The sequence below is a fragment of the Solilutibacter silvestris genome (assembly GCF_002895945.1).
In the GTDB taxonomy this organism is placed as follows: Bacteria; Pseudomonadota; Gammaproteobacteria; order Xanthomonadales; family Xanthomonadaceae; genus Solilutibacter; species Solilutibacter silvestris.
In genome coordinates this window covers 1,237,380-1,260,897 of sequence record NZ_NPZB01000001.1, presented here as the reverse complement: position 1 = coordinate 1,260,897, position 23,518 = coordinate 1,237,380, and the positions used below count along the sequence as shown (strand labels likewise).

At 63.7% G+C, this 23,518-nt stretch carries 17 protein-coding genes and 1 tRNA gene; 12 read left to right on the top strand and 6 right to left on the bottom strand.

The annotated features are described in order from the left end of the window. Nucleotides 1-8 precede the first annotated feature (8 nt). From ligD to Lysil_RS05720, 3 genes are all read left to right on the top strand, one after another. Nucleotides 9-2,519: a DNA ligase D gene (gene ligD, locus Lysil_RS05730; RefSeq protein ID WP_103075012.1), complete on the top strand. Its 2,511-nt coding sequence runs from the start codon at nt 9-11 to the stop codon at nt 2,517-2,519. 6 nt (nt 2,520-2,525) lie between these two features. Next, entirely contained in the window at nt 2,526-3,542 is a 1,017-nt protein-coding gene (locus Lysil_RS05725; RefSeq protein WP_103074546.1) for a DNA topoisomerase IB, read from the top strand. A 65-nt stretch (nt 3,543-3,607) separates the two neighbouring features. Continuing rightward, a complete protein-coding gene (locus Lysil_RS05720; RefSeq protein WP_103074545.1) occupies nt 3,608-4,915 on the top strand; it encodes a PQQ-dependent sugar dehydrogenase in 1,308 nt (435 codons plus the stop codon). 214 nt (nt 4,916-5,129) lie between these two features. On the opposite strand, the gene Lysil_RS05715 is transcribed toward Lysil_RS05720, so the two are convergent. After that, on the bottom strand, nt 5,130-5,738 hold the full coding sequence (locus tag Lysil_RS05715; RefSeq protein WP_103074544.1) for an alpha-ketoglutarate-dependent dioxygenase AlkB family protein: 609 nt from the start codon (nt 5,736-5,738) through the stop codon (nt 5,130-5,132). Then, nucleotides 5,735-6,358, bottom strand: a complete 624-nt coding sequence (locus Lysil_RS05710; RefSeq protein ID WP_103074543.1) for a GIY-YIG nuclease family protein — start codon at nt 6,356-6,358, stop codon at nt 5,735-5,737. Before Lysil_RS05710 ends, Lysil_RS05715 begins: the two co-directional genes overlap by 4 nt. Nucleotides 6,359-6,456: 98 nt before the next feature. On the opposite strand from Lysil_RS05710, the gene lexA reads away from it, so the two are divergent. Next, nucleotides 6,457-7,074 carry a transcriptional repressor LexA gene (gene lexA / locus Lysil_RS05705; protein ID WP_103074542.1) on the top strand — a complete coding sequence of 206 codons (618 nt, stop codon included), beginning with the start codon at nt 6,457-6,459 and terminating at the stop codon, nt 7,072-7,074. A gap of 55 nt (nt 7,075-7,129) precedes the next feature. Here lexA and Lysil_RS05700 read toward each other — a convergent pair whose 3' ends face one another. Together Lysil_RS05700 and Lysil_RS05695 are read right to left on the bottom strand one after the other, a co-directional pair. Beyond that, nucleotides 7,130-9,973: a TonB-dependent receptor gene (locus Lysil_RS05700; RefSeq protein ID WP_276308143.1), complete on the bottom strand. Its 2,844-nt coding sequence runs from the start codon at nt 9,971-9,973 to the stop codon at nt 7,130-7,132. A 148-nt stretch (nt 9,974-10,121) separates the two neighbouring features. Next, nucleotides 10,122-11,228 (bottom strand): NADH:flavin oxidoreductase/NADH oxidase, encoded by a 1,107-nt coding sequence (locus Lysil_RS05695; RefSeq protein WP_103074541.1) that lies wholly within the window; start codon nt 11,226-11,228, stop codon nt 10,122-10,124. A gap of 236 nt (nt 11,229-11,464) precedes the next feature. Here Lysil_RS05695 and fdnG point away from each other — a divergent pair, with 236 nt between their 5' ends. The 8 genes from fdnG (at nt 11,465) to selD (ending at nt 21,755) form a co-directional block, all read left to right on the top strand. After that, nucleotides 11,465-14,533, top strand: a complete 3,069-nt coding sequence (gene fdnG, locus Lysil_RS05685) for a formate dehydrogenase-N subunit alpha (RefSeq protein WP_165782397.1) — start codon at nt 11,465-11,467, stop codon at nt 14,531-14,533. 10 nt (nt 14,534-14,543) lie between these two features. Further along, nucleotides 14,544-15,467: a formate dehydrogenase subunit beta gene (fdxH, locus tag Lysil_RS05680; RefSeq protein ID WP_103074539.1), complete on the top strand. Its 924-nt coding sequence runs from the start codon at nt 14,544-14,546 to the stop codon at nt 15,465-15,467. Further along, on the top strand, nt 15,457-16,131 hold the full coding sequence (locus Lysil_RS05675; protein WP_103074538.1) for a formate dehydrogenase subunit gamma: 675 nt from the start codon (nt 15,457-15,459) through the stop codon (nt 16,129-16,131). The genes fdxH and Lysil_RS05675 overlap by 11 nt, the downstream gene beginning before the upstream one ends. Nucleotides 16,132-16,211: 80 nt before the next feature. After that, entirely contained in the window at nt 16,212-17,195 is a 984-nt protein-coding gene (gene fdhE, locus Lysil_RS05670; protein WP_103074537.1) for a formate dehydrogenase accessory protein FdhE, read from the top strand. 4 nt (nt 17,196-17,199) lie between these two features. After that, nucleotides 17,200-18,618 carry an L-seryl-tRNA(Sec) selenium transferase gene (selA, locus tag Lysil_RS05665; protein ID WP_103074536.1) on the top strand — a complete coding sequence of 473 codons (1,419 nt, stop codon included), beginning with the start codon at nt 17,200-17,202 and terminating at the stop codon, nt 18,616-18,618. Then, entirely contained in the window at nt 18,615-20,546 is a 1,932-nt protein-coding gene (gene selB, locus Lysil_RS05660; protein ID WP_103074535.1) for a selenocysteine-specific translation elongation factor, read from the top strand. Before selA ends, selB begins: the two co-directional genes overlap by 4 nt. A gap of 6 nt (nt 20,547-20,552) precedes the next feature. After that, a tRNA-Sec gene (locus tag Lysil_RS05655) sits at nt 20,553-20,648 on the top strand. Nucleotides 20,649-20,681: 33 nt separating this feature from the next. Continuing rightward, nucleotides 20,682-21,755 carry a selenide, water dikinase SelD gene (gene selD / locus Lysil_RS05650; RefSeq protein ID WP_103074534.1) on the top strand — a complete coding sequence of 358 codons (1,074 nt, stop codon included), beginning with the start codon at nt 20,682-20,684 and terminating at the stop codon, nt 21,753-21,755. Between the two features lie 3 nt (nt 21,756-21,758). Here selD and modC read toward each other — a convergent pair whose 3' ends face one another. Together modC and modB are read right to left on the bottom strand one after the other, a co-directional pair. Beyond that, nucleotides 21,759-22,844, bottom strand: coding sequence for a molybdenum ABC transporter ATP-binding protein (gene modC / locus Lysil_RS05645; protein WP_103074533.1), 1,086 nt, complete (start codon nt 22,842-22,844; stop codon nt 21,759-21,761). Then, nucleotides 22,841-23,518: a molybdate ABC transporter permease subunit gene (gene modB / locus Lysil_RS05640; protein WP_103074532.1), complete on the bottom strand. Its 678-nt coding sequence runs from the start codon at nt 23,516-23,518 to the stop codon at nt 22,841-22,843. Before modB ends, modC begins: the two co-directional genes overlap by 4 nt.

Sequence of the window (23,518 nt, the reverse complement as noted above, 5' to 3'; positions counted from 1 at the left end):
TGGCCGCCATGGATCTCCACGAATACGCGCAGAAGCGCCGGTTTCCCGGAACGCCGGAACCGGACGGCATTCCTGCGCCGCGCAAACGCGGCCAACGGCGGCCGATCTTCGTCGTGCAACTGCATCACGCCCGGGCTCGCCATTACGACTTCCGGCTTGAAGTCGATGGCGTGCTGAAAAGTTGGGCGGTTCCCAAGGGACCGTCCCTTCGCGCCGGAGAAAAGCGTTTGGCGGTGCAGGTCGAAGACCACCCGCTTTCCTATGCGAGCTTCCAGGGAGACATTCCCAAGGGCCACTACGGCGCTGGCCACGTCGCCGTTTTCGATCACGGTGTATGGAGCGGGCAAGGCGATCCGCTGGAAGCACTTGCCGCCGGGAAGCTGGATTTCACCCTCGAGGGCAGCAAACTCCACGGTGCGTGGAAGCTCGTCCGGACCGGAACCGCGAAAAGCGGAACGAAGCGCCAGCCGCAATGGCTGCTCATCAAGCGCACCGATCCGTTTGCCGCCGATGTCGAAGCCGATGACTTGATCGATACGGTTGCAACGGCCGACCCGCAAGCCAAGCGACGTGCGCCGTCCCGCCAGAAACGCGCCGGGAAGAAGACAAAATCCGCAGCCACGCAGTCACATGCACAATGGACCCGGCGCGCAGCCGCCCTTCCCGGTGCGGTGCCTGGCGCTCTCGCCGGATTCAAGCCGGAGCTCGCCACGTTGCGACAACAGGCGCCATCCGGTGACGATTGGTTGCACGAAGTCAAATGGGACGGCTACCGGATGCTGACCGATATTGTCGGCGGCGTCGTGCGTCTGCGATCGCGCAACGATCTCGACTGGACCGGCGATTTCCCGGACATCGTTGCCGCGCTGGAAGCGTTGCCCATTGCCGACGCCCATGTCGACGGCGAACTTGTCGCCCTCGGCAAGAACGGCATCAGCGATTTCGCGCTCCTGCAACACGTGTTGCAGGGACGCGACGTGGCGTCGCTGCGTTACGTCGTTTTCGATCTGCCCGGCCTCGCCGGATACGATCTGGGCCGCGCGCCCCTGCTTTCGCGCAAGGAACTCCTGAAGGATCTGATCGCCACGTCGCCGAACGGGCCGTTGCAGTTCAGCCAGCATGTCATCGGGCACGGCGGCGAGGTGTTTGCCGCGAGCGGCAAGCAGGGACTGGAAGGCATTCTCAGCAAACGGATCGATTCGCAGTATGTCCAGGCAAGAAGCCACGATTGGATCAAGGTGAAACACGCGCAGTCCGATGAATTCGTGATCGTGGGTTATAGCGCCCCGGTGGGCAGCCGCAAACGATTCGGCGCGCTCTTGACCGCCACCCGCGACGAGAGTGGACAGCTTCGCTATAGCGGACGCATCGGCACCGGCTTCCGCGACGAGGACCTGCAATCGCTGTGGAAGAAAATGCAGCCGCTGCGGCGCCAGACCCCGACGATCGCCCTGCCGTCGCATCTTCCGCATGACAAGCGTGATCGTGGAAACATCACCTGGATCGATCCGCGGCTGGTGATCGAAGCGGCCTACCGCGGATTCGGCAAGGATGGTTTGCTTCGCCAAGCCAGCTTCCAGCGCCTGCGCATCGACAAAGTCGCAAAGGAGATCGCCATGCCCGCCAACTCGAGTCCGGTGAAGACCACCAGGGCCCGCGCTTCCGCGACGGTCGCCATCAGCAGCCGCGACCGTATCGTCTTTCCCGATTCCGGCGTCACCAAGGGCGATGTCGCGGATTACTACGAACAGATCGCCGACCGGATCCTGCCGTGGATCGCCGAACGGCCACTGTCACTGATGCGATGTCCCGGTGGCATCGCCAGCGAATGCTTTTTCCAGAAACACCACGCCAATGCGCTAGGCAATGATGTCCGCTCGATTTCGCTGCACCAGAAAAGCGGCGTCGAGGATTACCTCTACATCAAGAATGCGGCCGGGTTGATGGAGCTGGTTCAAATGAACACGCTCGAATTCCATCCCTGGGGTTCGCGCATCGACAAACCCGAACTGCCGGACATGCTGGTGTTCGACCTGGATCCCGATCCCGGGATCGGCTGGAAGGAGGTCGTCGATGCGGCGCGCGACGTCCGCGAACATCTGCGCGCGGCACGACTCGAGAGTTTCGTGCGGCTATCGGGTGGCAAGGGCCTGCACGTCGTGGTTCCCATTCGACGCGGCCCCGATTGGGAAACGGTGCGGAACTTCACCGGCGCCTTCGCCGAGGCGATGGCTGCGAGCCAGCCGCTGCGCTATGTCGCGACCATGAGCAAGGCGCGCCGCAAGGGCCGGATCTTCATCGACTGGTTGCGCAACGGGCGCGGCGCCACCAGCGTGTGCAACTGGTCGCTACGGGCCCGCAAGGGTGCGCCGGTCGCAATGCCGATACGCTGGGAAGAGCTTGGGCGCACGGCCGGTCCCGATGCTTACGATCTGAAAAAAGCGCTGCGCCGCGCCCGGACGATGAAGGAAGATCCCTGGGCCGATTTCGGGAGTCTCAAGCAATCGCTTCCGGGCTGAACAGCGATGCCGCCGTCGTCAGCAACACGTCCACGCCTGACCTATGTCACCGATGCCGAACCCGGCTATCGGCGTCGGCGCAGCGGCCGGGGATTTCGCTATTTCGACGCCCATGGGCGCAACGTGCGCGATCCGAAAATCCTGGACCGCATCCACGCATTGGCCGTGCCTCCGGCCTACCGGGACGTGTGGATTTGCAAACGCGCCGACGGCCACCTGCAAGCGACCGGCGTGGACGCCCGCGGGCGCAAGCAGTATCGCTACCACCCACTGTGGAAAGCCATGCGCGGTGCGGAGAAATTCCGGCACGTGGCGACCTTCGGGCGCAGCCTGCCCAGGTTGCGTCGGGCGTTGCGGCGCGATCTCGCGCTCGACGGATTTCCCAAGCAGAAAGTCCTGGCAACGGTCATTGCAATCATGGCCAGGACGTACTTGCGTGTCGGCAACAACGGATACACGCGCGAGAATCATTCATACGGTTTGACAACGCTGCGCAATTCCCACGCACGCGCGCTTGCCGGCGGCCGCGTCAAGCTGGCGTTCCGCGGGAAAAGCGGTGTTGTCCAGGAAAGCATCATCGATGACACACGCCTCGCCATGCTGATTCGCCGCTGCCAGGAGCTCCCGGGGCAACGGCTCTTCCAGTATCGCGATGATCAGGGCAAGCTGCGCCCAATCGGCTCGACGGACGTCAACGATTACCTGCGCGATGCCATGGAAGGCGAATTCACCGCAAAGGATTTCCGGACCTGGGGAGGTACGCTGATGGCGATCCGGTTGCTGGCCCAACGCCCGCCGAAAGGCAAACACGCCAGCGAAGCCGAACTGACGAAAATCCGGACATGGGTCGAAAGCGGCGTTGCCAAGCAACTCAACAATACGCCGGCCGTGTGCCGTTCTTCCTATATAGATCCGCGCGTCTATCACGCATGGGCGAATCGATGGTTGGCACAAGCCGCGCAAGGCGTGCTTGGCCAGCGGCAATGGGAAGCATTGGTGGTCAAGCTGCTGAATAGCAAATGACCATCCTGGCTTGTGCATTGCTGGCTTGACAGGAACATCATCGAAGAAGGCTCACGCTTCCAACCATGTGCATCGTCCATGCCCGGTTTTCCGGCTTGATTCTGGCGCTCTTGGCGATGAGTGGTGGCGCGCAAAGTCTCTATCCGCCCCAAGTCGGGCCGCATCCGACGCTGCCGCCGCCACAAACAGGGCGCTTGGTGCCAACTGTCAACATAGCGCCCGCGATTGGCTGGGCACCCGGCGAAAAACCTGTTGCTGCCCCGGGCCTTTCGGTCAATGTGTTCGCCGCTGGGCTGGACCATCCGCGTTGGCTTTATGCGTTGCCAAATGGCGACATATTGGTCGCCGAAACCAATGCGCCACCGAAGCCGGCAGAGCGTGGGCCGCGAACGTGGGTCATGAAGAAAATCATGGGCCGCGCGGGGGCGAACAGCGGAAGCGCCGATCGCATCACCCTGTTGCATGACGCCAATGGCGACGGAATCGCGGAAACGCGCAGCGTGCTGCTGCGCGGATTGCATTCGCCGTTCGGGATGGCGGTAGTCGGCAATCGCCTGTACGTTGCAAATGCCGATGCGATCGTCAGCGTCGCCTGGCGCAAGGGCGCGAATGCGATTGTCGAAACGCCGCGCAAGCTGGTCGATTTGCCCGGCGGTCCGAGCAACCACCACTGGACCAAGAGCCTGTTGGCCAGTCGCGATGGCAGCCGTCTCTTTGTCGGCGTCGGTTCCAACAGCAATGCCGCGGAAAACGGCATGGGCGAGGAAGTGAATCGCGCCGATATCCTGGAGGTCGACATCGCCAGTGGCAAGACCCGCGTGCATGCGTCCGGATTGCGCAATCCGGTGGGACTGGCATGGGAACCGACCACCGGCGCATTGTGGGCCGTCGTGAACGAGCGCGATGAATTGGGCGACGATCTGGTCCCGGACTATCTCACGCGGATACGCGCGGGCGCCTTCTATGGCTGGCCCTACAGTTACTGGGGACAGCACATTGATCCGCGCGTGCATCCGCAACAGCCCGACTTGGTGGCGCGTGCCATTGCACCGGACTACGCATTGGGTTCGCACGTGGCTCCGTTGGGGCTCGCATTCGCGACCAGGAGCTCCTTGCCTGGGCACAGCGAAGGCGCCTACGTCGGCTTGCATGGTTCGTGGAATCGCCATCAACTGGTCGGCTACAAGGTGATCTTCGTGCCGTTCAAGCAGGGCGGTCCCGCAGGGCCGCCACAAGACATCCTGACCGGGTTCGTCGACAAGGATGGGCGTGCAAAAGGCCGCCCCGTAGGCGTCGCGGTAGCGAGCGATGGATCGCTACTTGTTGCCGATGATGTGGGCAATCGAATCTGGCGGGTTTCTGCGAGGAAATAGCGCTGCGCCAGCTTTCCAGGTTCAACCAAGACAACTGCACCTGAAGCAAGCGCCGCTCCTGGCAAGCGTCGCTCCTAGAAAGAGCAAGCAATCGAAGCATTACTCCTTTTCGGATTCCCGTGCATCGTCCTGATGCCTCGGCTGTCGATCCGGGATTGGCTGGCCGTGAATTTTTTGGACAATAAAAATCAAGACACCGCGCATGCAACTGGAATCATGAAACGTTGTTGGCGTCGAGCCGCCCAAACTGGCGCGCACGGTACGCACAACTGATCCGCGGACCGACCGGATGCGTGGTCTTCGGGATGCCATGTTCGTGCGTGAACTGGCTGGCATGGCTCATCACCAGCAGGCTGCCGGGCTCCAGCGTGATGCGTACTGCTCGTGCACTCTTGTCCTGCCGACGAATCAGCATGTCGCGTTGTGCACCCAATGACAGGATGGCGATCGGCGCACTTTCGACAAGATCATGCGTTCGATCGTTATGCATGGCCACGCTGTCATGACCGTCGCGATAGAAATTCAGGCCGACATGGGAATAGCCGCCCGGCGCGACTGTTGCGATGCGGGCAGCAATTTGGCGCAGCCCATCATTCGGATCTGCGCTGGCCAAGGCGACCGTGGCTTGCAGCCGCGGCACGTCAACGATGCGGTCGTACATCGGGCGTTGCTCGCTGTGCCAGGCGATCCCGTCACGTAGCCGTACGAAGAGTTCATCCGCCAGTTCGGAATCGATCCACTGTGGCCAATAGCGGATGCCGCCTTCACGATCGTCGACGAGCGTGAGTGGCCCCTCGTCGAACAGGAGCGCTGCGGTATTCATGCCTCGATGCCCAAGGCATCGAGGATGTCAGCGGACAAGTGCGCTGAAACATCCGGATCCATGCAGCGATGGGCATCGATCAAGTCCTGCAACGCACGATGTTGCGCAGGAGACAGCCACCCGGCTGTGTGATCGGCATAGGCCTGTCGCAGCAATCCGTCCAGGCGACTCTGCTGCTGAAGCATCGCCGCCTTCAGCCACGGCATTGCATTCGTGTGCACGACAAAGCCCTGCACCGCTTGCTCGTTCACGAAGCGCCGCACCGCTGCATACGCGCCCCGATACCACTCGGTGGCGCCACCGGCCTGGCCCCGTATCGTCATTGGCATGGGACAGCTGTAGGCCTCGAGCATCCGGTGGAGCCGGGTTTCCAGTCCCTGGGCGTCGCTGCGGGTTTCGGTTTCGACCAGCAGGCTGTGGTCGAGATCGAACACTTCGAACCAGCGCGGGTGGAAGGCAGACCAGCGCGCGAGCGGATCATGGGTCATGCCGACCTTGAGCAGGTCCTCCGGGCCCGATGCCGGCAGGATGTAGAGGAAGGCCCGGCCACGGTAGTCGTTTTGCGCAGCCGTGCCCTCTGGCGTGTCCGGGCGGGGTTCATGGGTCAGAGGAGAAGGCATGTCCAAGTCTTTAATCCGATTCGTCTCACCGGGTGCGATCCGGATGGGCAACCTAGGGCGGGTTGCACTTCGCCCCGAAAGGTATAAATATTTATACCATGAACGAACTGACCGACCGCCAGGCAGAAATCCTCTCCTTCCTCGAACGCTTCGTGGAGCGCGAGGGCATGCCGCCCAGCATCCCGGAGATCCAGGGCGCTTTCGATCTGGCCAGTCCGCGTGGGGTCGTCAAACACCTCGAGGCGCTGGCTGCCAAGGGCCATCTGGAACTCATCCCCAACCGCGCCCGCGGCATCCGCCTGCGTCAGGCCCGGCGATCACGGCGGTCGCGCGACCAACTGGACCTGCCCATCCTCGGCCGCGTCGCGGCCGGTGCCCCGATCGGCGCGGCGGACACCTTCGATGAATCGCTCGTGGTCGACGGTGCGCTCTTTCGCCAGCGCCCGGATTACCTGCTGCGCGTGCAAGGGGACTCCATGCGCGATGACGGCATTTTCGATGGCGACCTGGTCGCGATCCGGCAGGCGAGCTCGGCCGAGGACGGCCAGACCGTGGTGGCGCGCATTGATGGCGAGATCACGATCAAGCGACTGAAGATCGGTGCGGGTGGCATCCGTCTGTTGCCGCGCAATCCCGACTACGCGCCGATTGATGTACCGAAAGATGCCGACTTCGCCATCGAAGGCTTGTACTGCGGTCTGGTCAGGCGCGACTGATGGGCGCCGTCGTCGCCCTCGACCAGTTGCTGGACGCACGCCGCGTCGACGCGACTCAGTAGTCGAACGAAACACCCAGCTGATAGGTACGCCCGTAGAATTCGCGCTGGATCGGCCTGTTCGCGGTGCCCTCGGTGAACTTCAACTTGGTGTTGCCGAGATTTTTCGCGTTGAAGTAGACGGAGAGGTTCTTGTTGAAGCTATAGGAACTGCCAAAATCAAGCGATGTACGCGCTTCGGAATACACATCCGTGGCCGCTGATCCGCCGATTCCGAACAGATTGCGCGAGACGTAGTAGTACCCCAGATGCAACATGAGACCGTTGCGCTCGTAGAACGCCGCCGCGTTGATCGTGTTCCGCGAAGTCGACGGCAACGGGCTGTTTTCACCGGGGCGAATGGCGAATGTCGAGTCGACCCAGGTCCAGTTGAAGCCCAGGCCGAAACCGTTCAGCCAGCCCGGCAGCCGCTTGAAGCGCTGCTCGTAGTTCGCTTCGAATCCCCACGCGCGCGCGGAAGCGATGTTGTCATAGGTGATCACGTGGGCCGGCCCAAGGAAGCCGGCGAACAAGCCATCGTTCGGAAGGACTTTCGTCGTGGTGACACTGGCGATGTAGTTGCCCAGCTCCTTGTCGAACAATCCGAACGAGGCGATGCCGCCATCATTCAGGTATTTCTCGATCGAGAGATCGAAGCTCTGCGCCGTGGTCGGCTTGAGGTCGGGATTGCCTTGCACGACCAGGCCGGCACCGGGATTCACGTTGAGGGCGGCGCTGACTTCATTGAAGCCGGGACGCGCGATCGTGGAGGAGAACGCGGCACGCAGGATCAGGTCGTCGCGAATTTCGTAGCGCGCCTGGATGCTGGGGAAAAAGTTCAGGTAGCTGGTGGATGACGACACCGGGACAACCGCGTTGATCACGGTGTTGCCGCTGGCGTCCTTGGAGGTCGATACGCCATTCGCCCCGTAGGTCGCGTGGGTATCCTCGATACGGACACCGGTAATGAAGCTCAGCTTGCCGAAGCCGAACTGGTATTGCGCATAGCCTGCGTAGACATCTTCCTTGTCCTTGGCGTACTGCAGCAGGCCGTTCACCGTGTTGTTCGTCGATACCGATGGCTGCAATCCGTTGACCAGGCCGCGGATGGCGTTCATGTCGATCTGCGGCCCGTTCTGGTAGTGGCCGTCGTAGAAGATGATGTCCGGTCCGTAAATCGCGCTGGTGAGCGGCATCGACGGGGTGTTCGCGTACGAATTCTGCGTGCCCGATGCGGTGCGATCGCGCAGGCGCACGTTGAGGCCGAACTTGATATTTTCGTCCGCAAAGCCGGAGAGCTGCATCGGAATCTTGTAATTCACGTTGTACGAGGACTCGCGATCGCGGATGTCCTGCGTGCTGTTGACCACCGATGCCAGCGCGTAATTGGCGGAATTCAGCGGCGTTGCGCCTGTGGTCGAAAAGCGCGGGAAGTTCGGGTCGGTCGTGTTGTCGTAGGTGACGACGCCGTTCGGCGCCGGGTAGTTGAAATCCGAGTTGTAGTCATAGGGTTTGTTGAACGAACCGCGCGTGTAGCCGACGCGATAGTCCAGCGTGTTGTCGCCGATCCGGTTACTGCCGCCCAAGGCAAACACCTTGTTGTCGATGTGCTCCCGCTCGTCACGCAGCGTCTTGTCGAACCCGCCGCTGGCCGTCGTGTCGATCAGGCCGTTCCTGTTGGCGGGATCGACCATCGGCGTGCCGTCGAAGTTGTACAACAGGCGCTGGCGATTCACCGTTTCGGTATAGCCCGCGTCGAAACCGCGGATGTAGTACTGGTTGTCGGCGTCGGGTTGGTAGCCGAAATCGAGACCATAGCCGTGGCGCTTGCGGTGATAAAGGTAGTAACGCTGTTCGAATGCGGCAAAGGCCTTGTCGGGAATCGTTGGCTGGTTGTCGACGTAACCTGCCTCGATATCGTCGACGCTGCGCTTGTTCTCGTAATACGCCAGGGTGGCGACAATCGAGAACGGGTGGTCGGAGTACGCCTGGATCGCCTTGTCGTCGTGGCTGCCGGAGCCGAAGCGACCGCCGGCGGTGACCGAAAAGTCAGTGATGCCATCGCCGCGCTGATCCTCGCGACCGGTACCGATATGGCCTTCGACAAACGCGCGGGCATTCCGCGGCGCGGTCTTCGGCGTGATCTCGATCGTGCCGCCAAGCGCTTCGGCATCCTGCTCGGGGATATTGGTCTTGGTGACGGTCAGCGCGCCGATGAAACCGGCCGGAATCGCATCCATCGCCACCGCACGACCGCCACCGAACGGCGAGGCATTGTTCGACGGCGGCAGGCGCAAACCGCCGAACGTCGTGCTGTTCAGATCGGAATCGAGGCCGCGGATATTGATGAAGCGGCCTTCGCCGGTGTCGGTTTCAAGCGAAATGCCCGGGACGCGGCGTACTGCTTCGGCAGCATTGACGTCGGGCAATTTGCGGATCTCGGCCGCCGTGGTCAGGTTGACGAGATTCGGCGCCTCTTGCTGGGTCGCGCGCGCGATCGCCGTCGTCGTGCGTTGTGCGAGGACAACGACGCGATCGAACTCCCCGGCATTGCGATCGAAATTCAGGTCGGCCCGCGTGACGCCATCACCGACGCGGACGGTCTTCGATGCAGACACTTTGCCGTCGGTGAGTACATCGAGCGTGTACATCGCGGCCTTCAAGCCGGTGAACGTGTAGTTGCCGTTGGCATCGGCCATCGTGGTCGCGCCGGTTTCACGCAGACGGACTTCCACTCCGGACGCCGGATGCTTTCCGCGAGGAATTTCGATATGACCCACAAGATCGGCGGCAATAGCAGATGTGGAGATCAGGGGAAGGACAAGCGCCCCCGTGATGATGACGCCGAGTTTTGCAGACATGAGGAGCTCCGAAGGCCACGTGGATGCTTGGCCTATCTCCCCAGTCGGCCACAGCATTTGTGACCGTACGTGGATGCTATGAAGCTTTTATTTCCTCTGCGCTACAACGACATGAAGCAAGCGACAACGCCGATGGATCCGAAGCACATCACTCCGCGCGAAAGAGCTTCGGAAACAGCGCCGGCTGCGAACGCAGGTATTGCGGCGGTACCGACACCGTCGCGCCCAGATGCGCTGCCGCATGCCACGGCCAGCGCGGGTCATAGATGATGCCGCGGGCCAGCGCGATGAGGTCGGCCTCGCCGGTGCCGACGATCGCTTCGGCCTGGTCGTAGCCGGTGATCATGCCGACTGCAATGACAGGCATGTCGATATGCGCCTTCACCGCGCGCGCCAGCGGCACCTGGTAACTCGGCCCGACCGGAATCGATTGCGCGGGATCGAGGCCACCGCTGGATACGTGGATCGAGGCGCAGCCACGCGCTTCCAGTGCCCGCGCGAAGACGATGGTCTGTTCGATGTCCCAGCCGCCGGCGACCCAGTCGGTGCCGGAAACGCGCACGGTGACCGGACGTTCCACCGGAAACGCCGCACGCACCGCGTCGAAGACTTCCAGCGGAAAGCGCATGCGGTTTTCCAGGCTGCCGCCATATTCGTCATCGCGCCTGTTCGACAACGGCGAAAGAAACTCGTGCAGCAGATACCCGTGCGCAGCGTGGATCTGCACCGCATCAATGCCCAGCCGCGCTGCGCGACGCGCCGCTGCAACGAAGCCATCACGCACGCGCGCCAGCCCATCCTTGTCGAGCGCCTGCGGCGGATGATCGCCGGGCGCGAACGCCAGCGGCGACGGTGCCACGGTCTGCCAACCGTGCGCCTGCCCCGGCGCGATCTGCGCGCCACCGAGCCATGGCACTTCGCACGAGGCCTTGCGTCCGGCATGCGCGAGTTGGATCGCGATCGGCATGTCCGACCAGCGGCGCACGCCGTCGAGCACGCGCGCCATCGCCGCCTCGGTGGGGTCGTCCCATAGACCGACGTCGGCATGGGTGATGCGACCTTCGGGCACCACCGCCGTCGCCTCAATGGTCAACAATGCCGCACCCGACAACGCCAGCTGGCCGAGATGGATGAGGTGCCAGTCGGTCATGCCGCCATCGATGGCGGAGTACTGGCACATCGGCGCGATCACGATCCGGTTGGCCAGTTGCAGGCCGCCGACGGTCAGTGGCTCGAACAGTTTGGGGGCGGGCATGGCAATGCGCCTGGCGAGTGTGTGGCGTCCAGCCTACTGCGACTTGCCGGACCACTCATCTGGAGGTGCCACCGGACCAGCGCCCTGCCCGCTGGATCCGACAGGTGAACGTGATCGGCGTGACGCCTTCCGGGCCCTAAAGCAGGACCAAATCTTTTGTCGAAACCGATGCTTTGGCACCACCGGGCGTGTGCTATAAATCGGCCATCTGCGGTCGTTTCACCAAGGAGAACGGCATGTCTTCGATGAATCGCCGCCAGTTCCTGAAAGTCACCGGCACCACCATGGTGGGTTCCAGTCTGGCACTGATGGGCTTCGCGCCCGGGGTTGCGCTCGCGGAGGTCCGGCAATTCAAGCTGGCCCGTGCGATCGAAACCCGCAACACCTGCACCTATTGTTCGGTCGCCTGCGGGATCCTGATGTACTCGCTGGGTGACGGCGCCAAGAACGCCGAACGCAACATCTACCATATCGAAGGCGATCCGGATCATCCGGTCAATCGCGGCACGCTGTGCCCGAAGGGCGCCGGCCTGGTCGACATCATCCACAGCAAGTCGCGACTGCTCCATCCCGAATATCGCGCGCCCGGTTCCGACAAGTGGGTGCGGATGTCCTGGGACGACGCGATGGACCGCATCGCCAAGCTGATGAAGGCCGATCGCGATGCCAATTTCGTCGCCAAGAACGACGCCGGACAGACCGTCAATCGCTGGTTGACCACCGGCATGCTGGCGGCCTCGGCGAGCAGCAGCGAAACCGCGGTGGTCACGCACAAGGTCGTGCGTTCGATGGGGATGCTCGTCTTCGACAATCAGGCGCGTGTCTGACACGGCCCGACGGTGGCAGGTCTTGCCCCGACGTTTGGCCGAGGTGCGATGACGAATCACTGGGTCGACATCAAGAATGCCGACCTGGTCCTGATCATGGGTGGCAACGCCGCCGAGGCGCATCCGTGCGGGTTCAAATGGGTGACCGAGGCGAAGGCGCACAACAAGGCGCGGCTGATCGTGATCGATCCGCGCTTCAACCGTTCGGCCGCGGTGGCCGACGTCTACGCGCCGATCCGCGCCGGCACCGACATCGTGTTCCTGGGCGGGCTGATCAATTACCTGTTGACGCAGGACAAGATCCAGCACGAATACGTCAAGAACTACACCGACATGTCATTCATCGTGAAGGATGAATTCGCCTTCAAGGATGGCCTGTATTCTGGCTACGACCCGGCCAAGCGCAAGTACGACAAGTCGAGCTGGGACTACGTGGTCGGCGCCGATGGTTTCGTCAAGACCGATCCGACGCTGCAGGATCCGCGCTGCGTCTACAACCTGCTGAAGGAACACTACGCGCGCTACACCGTCGACATGGTCGAACGCGTCTGCGGCACGCCCGCGGACAAGATCAAGCAGATCTGGGAAATGATCGCTTCGACGTCGACCCCGAACCGGGCGATGACGATCCTGTACGCGCTGGGCTGGACCCAGCACAGCGTCGGTGCGCAGAACGTCCGCATTGGCGCGATGGTGCAGCTGCTGCTGGGCAACATCGGCATCGCCGGTGGCGGCATGAACGCCTTGCGCGGGCATTCCAACATCCAGGGACTGACCGACATTGGCCTGATGTCGAACCTGCTGCCCGGTTATCTCACCCTGCCGAACGAGAGCGAACAGGACTACCAGGGCTATATCGGCACGCGCACACAGAAGCCGATGCGCCCGAACCAGATGAGCTATTGGCAGAACTATCCGAAGTTCCACGTCAGCCTGATGAAGTCCTGGTGGGGCGATGCCGCGACCAAGGACAACAACTGGTGCTACGACTACCTGCCCAAGCTCGACAAGCCCTACGACATGATGCAGGCCTACGAGTTGATGGCCCAGGGCAAGATGAACGGCTATCTCTGCCAGGGCTTCAATCCGCTGGCATCGGCTCCGAACAAGGGCAAGTTGATCAAGGCGTTCTCGGCCCTGAAGTTCATGGTCCACATGGACCCGCTGTCCACCGAGACGATGGAGTTCTGGAAGAACTACGGCGAGTTCAACGACGTCGACAGCGCCAGCATCAAGACCGAAGTGTTCCGCTTGCCGACCACCTGCTTCGCCGAGGAAAACGGTTCCGTCGTCAACTCGTCGCGCTGGCTGCAGTGGCACTGGAAGGGCGCCGACGCCCCGGGTGAAGCGCGCAGCGATCTCGAGATCATGTCCGAGCTGTTCCATCGCATTAAGGCACTGTATGCGAAGGATGGCGGTACCTACCCGGATCCGATCCGCGATCTCGCCTGGAAGTACTCCAACCCGGAGTCGCCGACGCCGGAAGAAGTGGCGATGGAATTCAGCGGCAAGGCATTGGCCGATGTCTACGATCCCAAGGATCCGACCAAGGTGATCCGCAAGGCCGGTGAACAGCTCGCCGGATTCGCGGAACTGCGCGACGACGGCAGCACCGCGAGCGGCGTGTGGATCTTCTGCGGCGCGTGGGGGCCGACCGGCAACCTGATGGCGCGGCGCGACAACTCGGACCCGACCGGCATCGGCAACACCATCGGCTGGGCGTGGGCATGGCCGGCCAACCGGCGCGTGTTGTACAACCGTGCCTCGTGCGACCCCGCCGGCAAGCCCTGGGATCCCAAGCGCAAGTTGATCGGCTGGAACGGCACGGCTTGGGGCGGCGCCGACATTCCCGACTTCAAGGCCGATGAAAATCCCGACGGCGGCATGGGCCCGTTCATCATGAATCCGGAAGGCACCGCGCGTTTCTTTGCCCGCGGCGGCATGAACGAAGGCCCGTTCCCCGAACACTACGAGCCATTCGACACGCCACTGGCGAAGAATCCGCTGAGTCCGGAGCAGGCGCTGACCTTGAACAATCCGGCGGCGCGCGTGTTCAAGGACGATGCCGCGCAGTTCGGCAAGCCGGACGAGTTCCCGCATGTCGGCACCACCTATCGCCTCACCGAACATTTCCACTTCTGGACCAAGCATTCGTTGTTGAACGCGATCGTCCAGCCCGAGCAGTTCGTGGAAATCGGTGCGGCATTGGCCGACGAACTGGGCATCGCCAACGGCAGCAAGGTCAAGGTCAGTTCCAAGCGCGGACACATCTTCGCGGTCGCGATGGTGACCAAGCGGATCAAGGCGCTGAAGATCGAGGGCAAGACCGTGCACCAGGTCGGCGTGCCGATCCACTGGGGCTTCCTTGGCGAGACCAAGAAAGGTTACCTGGCCAACACGCTGACCAATGCGGTCGGTGACGCCAACTCGCAGACCCCGGAATCCAAGTGCTTCCTGGTCAAGGTCGAAAAGGCTTAGGAGACGGATCATGCCACTACAGTCACTGGATATCATCCGTCGCTCGGCCACCACCACGCCCGAACCGGAAGCGCGTGGTGCGCCTGCCGGCCAGGTCGCCAAGCTGATCGACGTCAGCAAGTGCATCGGCTGCAAGGCCTGCCAGGTCGCGTGCATGGAATGGAACGACCTGCGCGACGAAGTCGGCACCTGCGTCGGCAGCTACAACAACCCGCCCGATCTCAGCCATGAATCGTGGACGGTGATGAAGTTCAACGAGTACGAGGACGAACAGGGCAACCTCGAATGGCTGATCCGCAAGGATGGCTGCATGCACTGTGCCGACCCCGGCTGCCTCAAGGCGTGTCCGTCGCCGGGCGCGATCGTGCAGTACGCCAACGGCATCGTCGATTTCCACGAAGAAAACTGCATCGGCTGCGGCTACTGCGTCACTGGCTGCCCGTTCGACGTTCCGCGCATCTCGAAGAAGGACAAGAAAGCCTACAAGTGCACGTTGTGTTCGGATCGCGTCGCGGTCGGGCTGGAACCGGCCTGCGTCAAGACCTGCCCGACCGGCGCAATCACCTTCGGCAGCAAGGAAGCGATGACCGAGCACGCCGCCGGGCGCGTCGAGGATCTGAAATCGCGCGGCTACGCCAACGCGGGTCTCTACGATCCGCAAGGAGTGGGCGGCACGCACGTGATGTACGTGTTGCAGCACGCCGACAAGCCGGAGCTGTACAGCGATCTGCCCAAGGATCCGCACATCAGCCCGATGGTGTCGCTGTGGAAGGGCGTGGGCAAGCCGCTGGGCATGCTTGCACTGGGCGGGACCGCGGTCGCCGCATTCCTCCACTACATCCGCTTCGGCCGCAATACCGTCGACAAGGCGGAAGAACAGATCGCCGAGGACGACGCCAAGAAGGTCCGCGAGGAGGTGCGCGATGACGCATGACCATGACAGCCGCGACGGTCGCAACGACGATGGCCAACTGGAGATCGAACGTTATCGCTGGCCGATCCGCATCAACCACTGGATCCTGGCGATCAGCTTCGTGCTGGTCGCGCTGTCCGGACTGAGCCTGTTCGATCCGGCGCTGTTTCCGCTGAGCATGTTGTTCGGCGGCGGGCCGTGGACACGCATCCTCCATCCGTTCATCGGCCTGGTGATGGTGATCGCGTTCGCCCTGCTCGGCTGGCGGATGTGGCGCGACAACCTGCTGACGAAGAACGACGTCACCTGGCTGCGCGACATCCGCGAGGTGCTGGAAAACAAGGACGAGAACCTGCCGCCGGTGGGTCGCTTCAACGCCGGCCAGAAATTGCTGTTCTGGACGATCGTGGGTTGCCTGTCGGCGCTGTTGCTGACCGGCTTCGTGATCTGGCGCGCCTATTTCAGCCAGCTCTTCCCGATCGGCCTGATCCGCTTCTCGGTGCTGATCCACGCGCTGTGCGGCTGGGTGCTGATCTGCGGGATCATCGTCCACATCTACGCGGCGATCTGGATCAAGGGTTCGGTCAAGGCGATGACCGGCGGCAAGGTCAGCTACGGCTGGGCCTACAAGCACCATCGCAGCTGGTTCCGCGAGGTCATCGCCGGACGCCGCAACAACGACTGATCCGGCGCGGCGGGCGACCGCGCTGGACGCCGCCGGCAACAAGGGCGAGGATACGGATTCGTTCCCGCGACCGAGTCCACATGGCACAGCGCATCCTCGAACCCGGCGAGATCGAGACCCTCGCCTCGCGCGATGTCCCGCGCATCATCCTGGCTGATCGCGACTCATTGTTTGCGGCACGTGCGGAACGCCTGCGTGCGTTGGCCGCGACCAGCGCGATCGGCGACTACCTGCAACTGCTCGCGGTATTGGTCGATGCCCAACACGCCCAACTCGCCGCGTTGAGGCCGGAACGCCTCGCTGAACTGCAATCCGCCGCGATGGCACAACAACCGCCGGCCGTCGCCGCAGCCGGGATGCCGCCATTGCACGCCGCCAGCCTCGCCCGCGATGACGAATGGCGTTCCATCCTGCGCGCGCTGTGCCGGACATGCCTCGAACACGGCGGCTTTCCGGCGGAAGCACATGGTGTCTTGGAACGACTGATCGCGGCGCCGGATGCGTGGCTCGATGCCCAGGCCGATGCCGTGCTGGAAGTGCCGGGCGCAGCGGCCATCGATGCCGTGACCGCGCCCTTCGTGATGGCCGCGCTGCAGGTGTACTGGACCGCGCTGGCGCTGGCGTTCAAACCCACCGATCTCGCGCCGATGGCCGACGCCCCCGGCCTGTGTCCGCTGTGCGGCACGCCGCCGGTCGCCAGCGTCGTCCACGCCCGTGCGCCCCATTCGTCCTACCGCTACCTGTCGTGCGCGCTATGCGCCTGCCAGTGGCATTTCGTGCGCGTGCAGTGCAGCCACTGCGGTGGAGTCGGCAAGGACATCGCCTATCGCGCACTCGCCGGCATCGATGGCGACGAAGCCGCCGCTGCACGCGATGCCGCCGTGCGCGCCGAAACCTGTGATCACTGCCACGGCTATCGCAAGATCCTCTATCTGGAAAAGGATCCCGGCGTCGAACCGGTGGCCGACGACCTCGGCACGCTGGCGCTCGACCTCCTGCTGGGCGAAGAAGGCTACCAACGCGTCAGCCAGAATCCGTTGTTGTGGCAAGCCTCCGGGGATTGAACCGATGGCGCGCGCCGACACCGCAGCCACCAGTGCGCTGCCCTCGCTGGACCGGCTGCTGCATTTGCCGCAACTGGCGACACTGATCGCGGCGCACGGACGCAGCCGCGTCACCCAGCTGCTGCGCACGCAGTTGCAGGCGTTGCGCGAACGTGTCGCTGACGGAAAGCTTTCGACACAGCAACTGGAGCGCGCGCTCGACGGCACCGCGTTGTCGTCGGCACTCGATGACGCCATCGCCATCGATGCACGACGCGATCTGCGGCCGCTGTTCAACCTGACCGGAACCATCCTCCATACCAACCTCGGTCGCGCGCTGCTGCCTGCAGCGGCCGTGCACGCGGTGACGCAAGCGATGACCTCCCCGGTCGATCTCGAATTCGATCTCGCACACGGCCGCCGCGGCGAGCGCGATGCCAGGGTGCGGGCGCTGGTGTGCGAACTCACCGGCGCCGAAGCCGCGACCGTGGTCAACAACAATGCGGCAGCGGTACTGCTGCTGCTCAACACCTTGGCCAATCGTCGCGAGGTGGTGGTATCGCGCGGCGAACTGGTGGAGATCGGCGGCGCGTTCCGCATCCCCGACGTGATGCGCAGCGCTGGCGCCAAGCTGGTGGAAGTCGGTACCACCAACCGGACGCACCCCTCCGATTACGCCGACGCCATCGGCGCGCGCACCGCACTGCTGATGGAGGTGCATGCGAGCAACTACGCGATCACCGGTTTCACCGCCAAAGTCGCCACCACGCAGCTCGCCGAAATCGCCCGCGCACATGGCGTGCCGCTCGCCGTCGATCTCGGCAGCGGCAGCCTGTGCGATCTCGCCACCTTCGGCTTGCCGCACGAACCGACCGTGCAGGACACGCTCGCCGCCGGCGCCGATCTGGTGGCCTTCAGCGGCGACAAACTGCTGGGCGGCCCTCAGGCCGGAATCATCGCCGGGCGCGCCGACCTGATCGCGCGCATCAACCGCAATCCACTCAAGCGCGCGTTGCGCATGGACAAGATGGGATTGGCCGCACTGGAAGCGGTGCTGGCGCTCTATCGCGAACCGGAACTGCTGGCACAACGCCTGCCGACCTTGCAGGCATTGACGCGATCGGGCGACGACATCCACGCGCAGGCGCAACGCTTGCTGGAACCGCTCCGTCACGCGTTGTCAGCGGAATACACGATCGAAGTCGCCACCCTCGACAGCCAGATCGGTAGTGGCGCGCAACCGCAAGCACGCCTCGCCAGCGCCGGGTTGCGCGTGATCGCGACCAAACGCGGTGGACTTGATCGCCTCGGCAAGCGTTTGCGCGCATTGCCGCGACCGGTGCTTGGTCGCGTCGCCGACGATGCCCTGTGGCTCGACTTGCGTTGCTTGGATGTGGAAGACGAAGCCGCATTCCTGGTGCAATGGAGCACGCTCGCTCCATGATCGTCGGCACCGCGGGCCACATCGATCATGGCAAGACCAGCCTGGTGCGCGCGCTCACCGGGATCGACACCGATCGCCTGAAGGAAGAAAAAGCGCGCGGCATTTCCATCGAACTCGGCTATGCCTACGTGCCGATCGAAGCTGACACCGCGGAAGACAGCGCGACGATACTCGGCTTCGTCGACGTGCCCGGCCACGAACGCTTCGTGCACACGATGGTGGCAGGCGCGACCGGCATCGATTTCGCGTTGCTGGTGATCGCCGCCGATGACGGCGTGATGCCGCAGACGCGCGAGCATCTCGCCATCCTCGAACTGCTGGGCGTGCGCCACGGCGCGATAGCGCTGACGAAAGTCGATCGCGTCGATCAGCAACGCGTTGCCGACGTCGAAGCGGAAATCGCAACGCTGCTGGCAAAGTCGCCCTTGCGCGAATCACTACTGTTCGCCTGCAACAGCACATCGACCGATGACCCCGGTATCACCGCCTTGCGTGACCATCTGCATGCAGTGGCCGCATCACCACGGCACGACGCCGGCAACGATCTCCGCGATGAACTGTTCAGGATGCCGGTGGATCGCGTCTTCACCCTGCCCGGCCACGGCACCATGGTCACCGGCGCGATCCATGGCGGCCAGATCGAAACATCCGCGACTCCGCGCCTGATGCCTGCCGGCACCACCGTGCGCGTGCGCAGCATCCACGCCCAGAACCGCGCCAGCGCTCGCGCGGTTGCTGGACAGCGTTGCGCGCTCAATCTTGCCGCGATCGCCTGCGAGGACATCGCACGCGGCGACTGGATCGCAGATCCGCGCGCCTTCGTCGCCACCACCCGCGTCGACGTGCGCCTGCGTCTGTCCGTGGATGCGCCGCCGTTGCGCAACTGGACGCCACTGCATATCCATTGGGGCACGATGGATCGCCTCGCCCATGCAGTGGTGCTCGACGATGGCGATGGCGAACGTGGCGCATTGGTACAACTGGTGTTCGCTGCACCCGTGTGTGCGATGTGCGGCGATCGTTTCATCGCCCGCGATTCCGGCGCCAACACGACCATCGGCGGCGGCATCGTCCTCGATCCCAATCCGCCGCAACGCCGCCGGCGCAGCCCGGCGCGACTCGCCTGGCTGTCCGCGCTGGAACAGCTCGCGGCCGGTGACGGCATCGCGCCGTTGCTGCAGGAAGCACCAACTGGCGTCGCCATGTCGGCGTTGGTGCGCTACTGCCGCCGCCCAGCCGAGCGTATCGCGTTGCCGGAAGATATGTTGCGCATCGCCACGCGTGATGACACGTTCATCATCCTCGCCACGCATTGGCAGGCCTTGCGTGCAAAGGTCGTGGTTGCGGTGAGTGAGTGGCATGTGCGACATCCGGATGAGCCCGGCATCGACAGCGGGCGATTGCAGCGCAGTACCCTGCCCAATCTCGCGCCCGGGCTGTGGCAGGCATTGCTGCACGATCTTCAGGCCAACGGCACCTTGCAACGCCTGGGCGCGTGGTGGTGCCTGCCCGGCCACGACAGCGCGCCACCGGAACACGAACGCGCGCTGCTGCAACGACTCGTTCCATTGCTGCACGCGGGAGGTTTCGATCCGCCATGGGTGCGGACGCTGGCCACGCAAACCGGCGAAGACGAAGAAAAGACTCGCGGCATCTTGCGGCGTGCGGCGGCGCGCGGCGAACTGTTCCAGGTCGTGCCCGACCTGTTCTACGATCCACGCCGGATCGCCGAACTTGCGGCGACCCTCGCCGCGCTGGTGCAGGACGGTGGCGCCACCGATGCCGCCGCGTTCCGTGATGCAATTGGCCTGGGCCGCAAGCGCAGCATCCAGATCTTGGAGTTCTTCAACCGCGTTGGCTACACTCGACGCGTCGGCGATACGCATCGACCGCGCGACGACATGCGGTGGAACGCCAATCAGACTTGAATCAATGGAAGGCATGCGCATCCGGGCATGCGGCCGGGCTTCAAACCCGGTAGGGGGCGTCGATCGCTCCCTGGTAGGTTCGACTCCTGCTGCCTTCCGCCACTTTGCCGGTCACACGCCGGGAGAAGATGCAGCATGACCACGCAACCGCCCGCAGGCACCGACATCGCCACGCCACCGCGCCTGACCTCGCTGGCCCATGGCGGCGGTTGCGGATGCAAGATTGCACCCGGTGTACTCAGCGAATTGTTGCGCGATGTGCCGCTGTTCCCGGCCTCGACCGATCTGCTGGTGGGACGCGAGACGTCCGATGACGCCGCGGTCTATCGCCTCAACGACGATCAGGCAATCGTCGCCACCACCGATTTCTTCATGCCGATCGTCGATGATCCGTTCGACTTCGGCCGCATCGCTGCCACCAATGCGCTGTCCGATCTCTACGCGATGGGCGCGCGCCCGCTGTTCGCGCTGGCCATCGTCGGCATGCCGATCAATATCCTGCCCCACGACGTTATCCGCGCGATCCTGCACGGCGGCGAACAGGCCTGCGCCGACGCCGGCATCGTGGTGGCCGGTGGCCACAGCATCGACTCGGTGGAACCGATCTACGGGCTGGCGGCGATCGGCGTGGTCGATCCACGCCACCTCAAGCGCAATGGCGATGCACAACCCGGCGACGTGCTGGTACTGGGCAAACCGCTCGGCGTCGGCGTGTATTCGTCGGCGCTAAAGAAAGGCGTACTTGATGATGATGGCTATCGCCAGATGATCGATGCCACGACCCGCCTCAACAGCATCGGCACGCGCTTGGCGACGATTCCCGGCGTGCACGCGATGACCGACGTCACCGGCTTCGGACTGCTCGGCCATCTGCTGGAAGTGTGCCGCGCCAGCCATCTCGCAGCGACGATCGACAGTGCGCGCCTGCCGCTGTTGCCGCAGACGTTCGATCTCCTGCAACGCGGCTGCGTCACCGGCGCATCACACCGCAACTGGGCGTCCTACGGCGCCGACGTGCGGCTCGACCAGACACTGCCCGATGACTGGCAGGCGCTGCTCAGCGACCCACAGACCAGCGGCGGATTGCTGATCAGTTGTGCGCCTGCTGCGGTCGACAGCGTGATCACCGCATTCCACGGCGCCGGTTTCGCGCAAGCCACGGTGATCGGCATGCTCCGTGCGGGAACGCCGACCGTCGACGTGCGCTGATCGCTAACTGCCGAGCGCGACCGCTTTCACCTGCGCCCACACGGCATCGCCCGGCGCCAATCCCAGCGCGTGCCAGGAATGCCAAGTGATGCGCGCGAGCAAGCGCGTGCCGTGCGCATCGAGTTGCACCAGGCATTGCGCCGGGTGATCGGCGGCGATGACAGCAACCACCTCGCAATGGATCTGGTTCAACGCGCTCGATGCGGTCGCGCGGTCGCGGGCGATCACCACGTCGCGCGCATCGATCCGGCATCGCAATGTCTGGCCAACGGTTTCTTCGGCATGCGGCAAACACAGCGTGCCACCGGCGAACGCCAGTTCCATTAGGTTGTCGTTGCGATGCAATGCGGAGACCTTGCCCTCGACCACGCTGCCCAATGTCTCGATCAGCGCGCATGGTAAGTCGATTCGCGCCAGCGTCTGTTGCAACGGCCCTTGCGCCACGACCCGGCCGCCATCGAGCAGGACCAGGTGATCGGCGAGGCGCGCGACTTCCTCGACACTGTGACTCACATAGATCAGCGGAATCGGCAGCGTCGTGCGCAGCCGTTCCAGTTCCGCCAGCAGCCGCGTCTTCGCCGACCCATCCAGCGCCGACAACGGTTCGTCCAGCAACAACAGCCGCGGATTCGCCATCAACGCACGCACGATGGCAACACGCTGGCGTTCGCCGCCAGACAACGCGGCGACACGACGCGCCAGCAGCGGGCGCACGCCGAAATCGTCGATCCATCGCGCAGCATCAATGGATGATGGCCGACCGGCGCGACGGAATCCGTAATCGAGATTGCCGGCGACCGTGAGGTGATCGAACAGGCTCGATTCCTGGAACACGTAACCGACGCGGCGCTGGTACGTCGGCACGAACAGACCGCGCGCATCGTCCTGCCAGCAGGCGTCTTTGAACGTCACCGTGCCTGGACTGTGCTCGAGTCCGGCGATCGCGCGCAGGCAACTGGTCTTGCCCGAACCGGACGCACCGAACAGCACAGTCACTCCATGCGCTGGTAACGCGATATCGAGATCCAGAGACAAGGCACCGCGCCGGATCGACAGTGCGGCGCGCAGTCCATCGTTCGCGGCACTCATGCTTTCGCCTTCCGTCGCAGCAGGTACATCGCCAGCAACGCCGCGAACGACACCACCACCAGCGACAACGCCAGCGTGTTCGCCTGCGCGAATTCCCCGGCTTCGAAATGATCGTAGATCGCGATCGACATCACCCGGGTTTCTCCCGGACGATTGCCGCCGATCATCATCACCACGCCGAATTCGCCGATCGTATGCGCGAATCCCAGCACGGCTGCCGCAACAATGCCCGGCCATGACATCGGCACGATCACCGAGAGGAAACGATCCAGCGGGCCAGCACCGAGCGTGGACGCGACTTCCAGCGAGCGCCTGCCGATCGCTTCAAACGTGCCCTGCAGCGGTTGCACCACGAACGGCAGCGAATACAGCATCGATGCCACCACCAGGCCCTTGAAGGTGAACGGCAAAGTGTCGAGATGCATCGACGCCATCATCTTGCCGATCCAGCCATTCGGACCCAGCAACAGCAGCAGGTAGAAACCGAGCACGGTCGGCGGCAGCACCAACGGCAACGCCACCACCGCGCCCGCCACGCGACTCGGCCATGAGCGCGAATGCGCCAACCACCAGGCGATCGGCATGCCAATCGCCAGCAACAACAGCGTGACCGTGGCGGCCAACCGCAACGTCAGCAGGAACGCCTGCGTATCGGCTGCGGAGAAGGCCCCCAT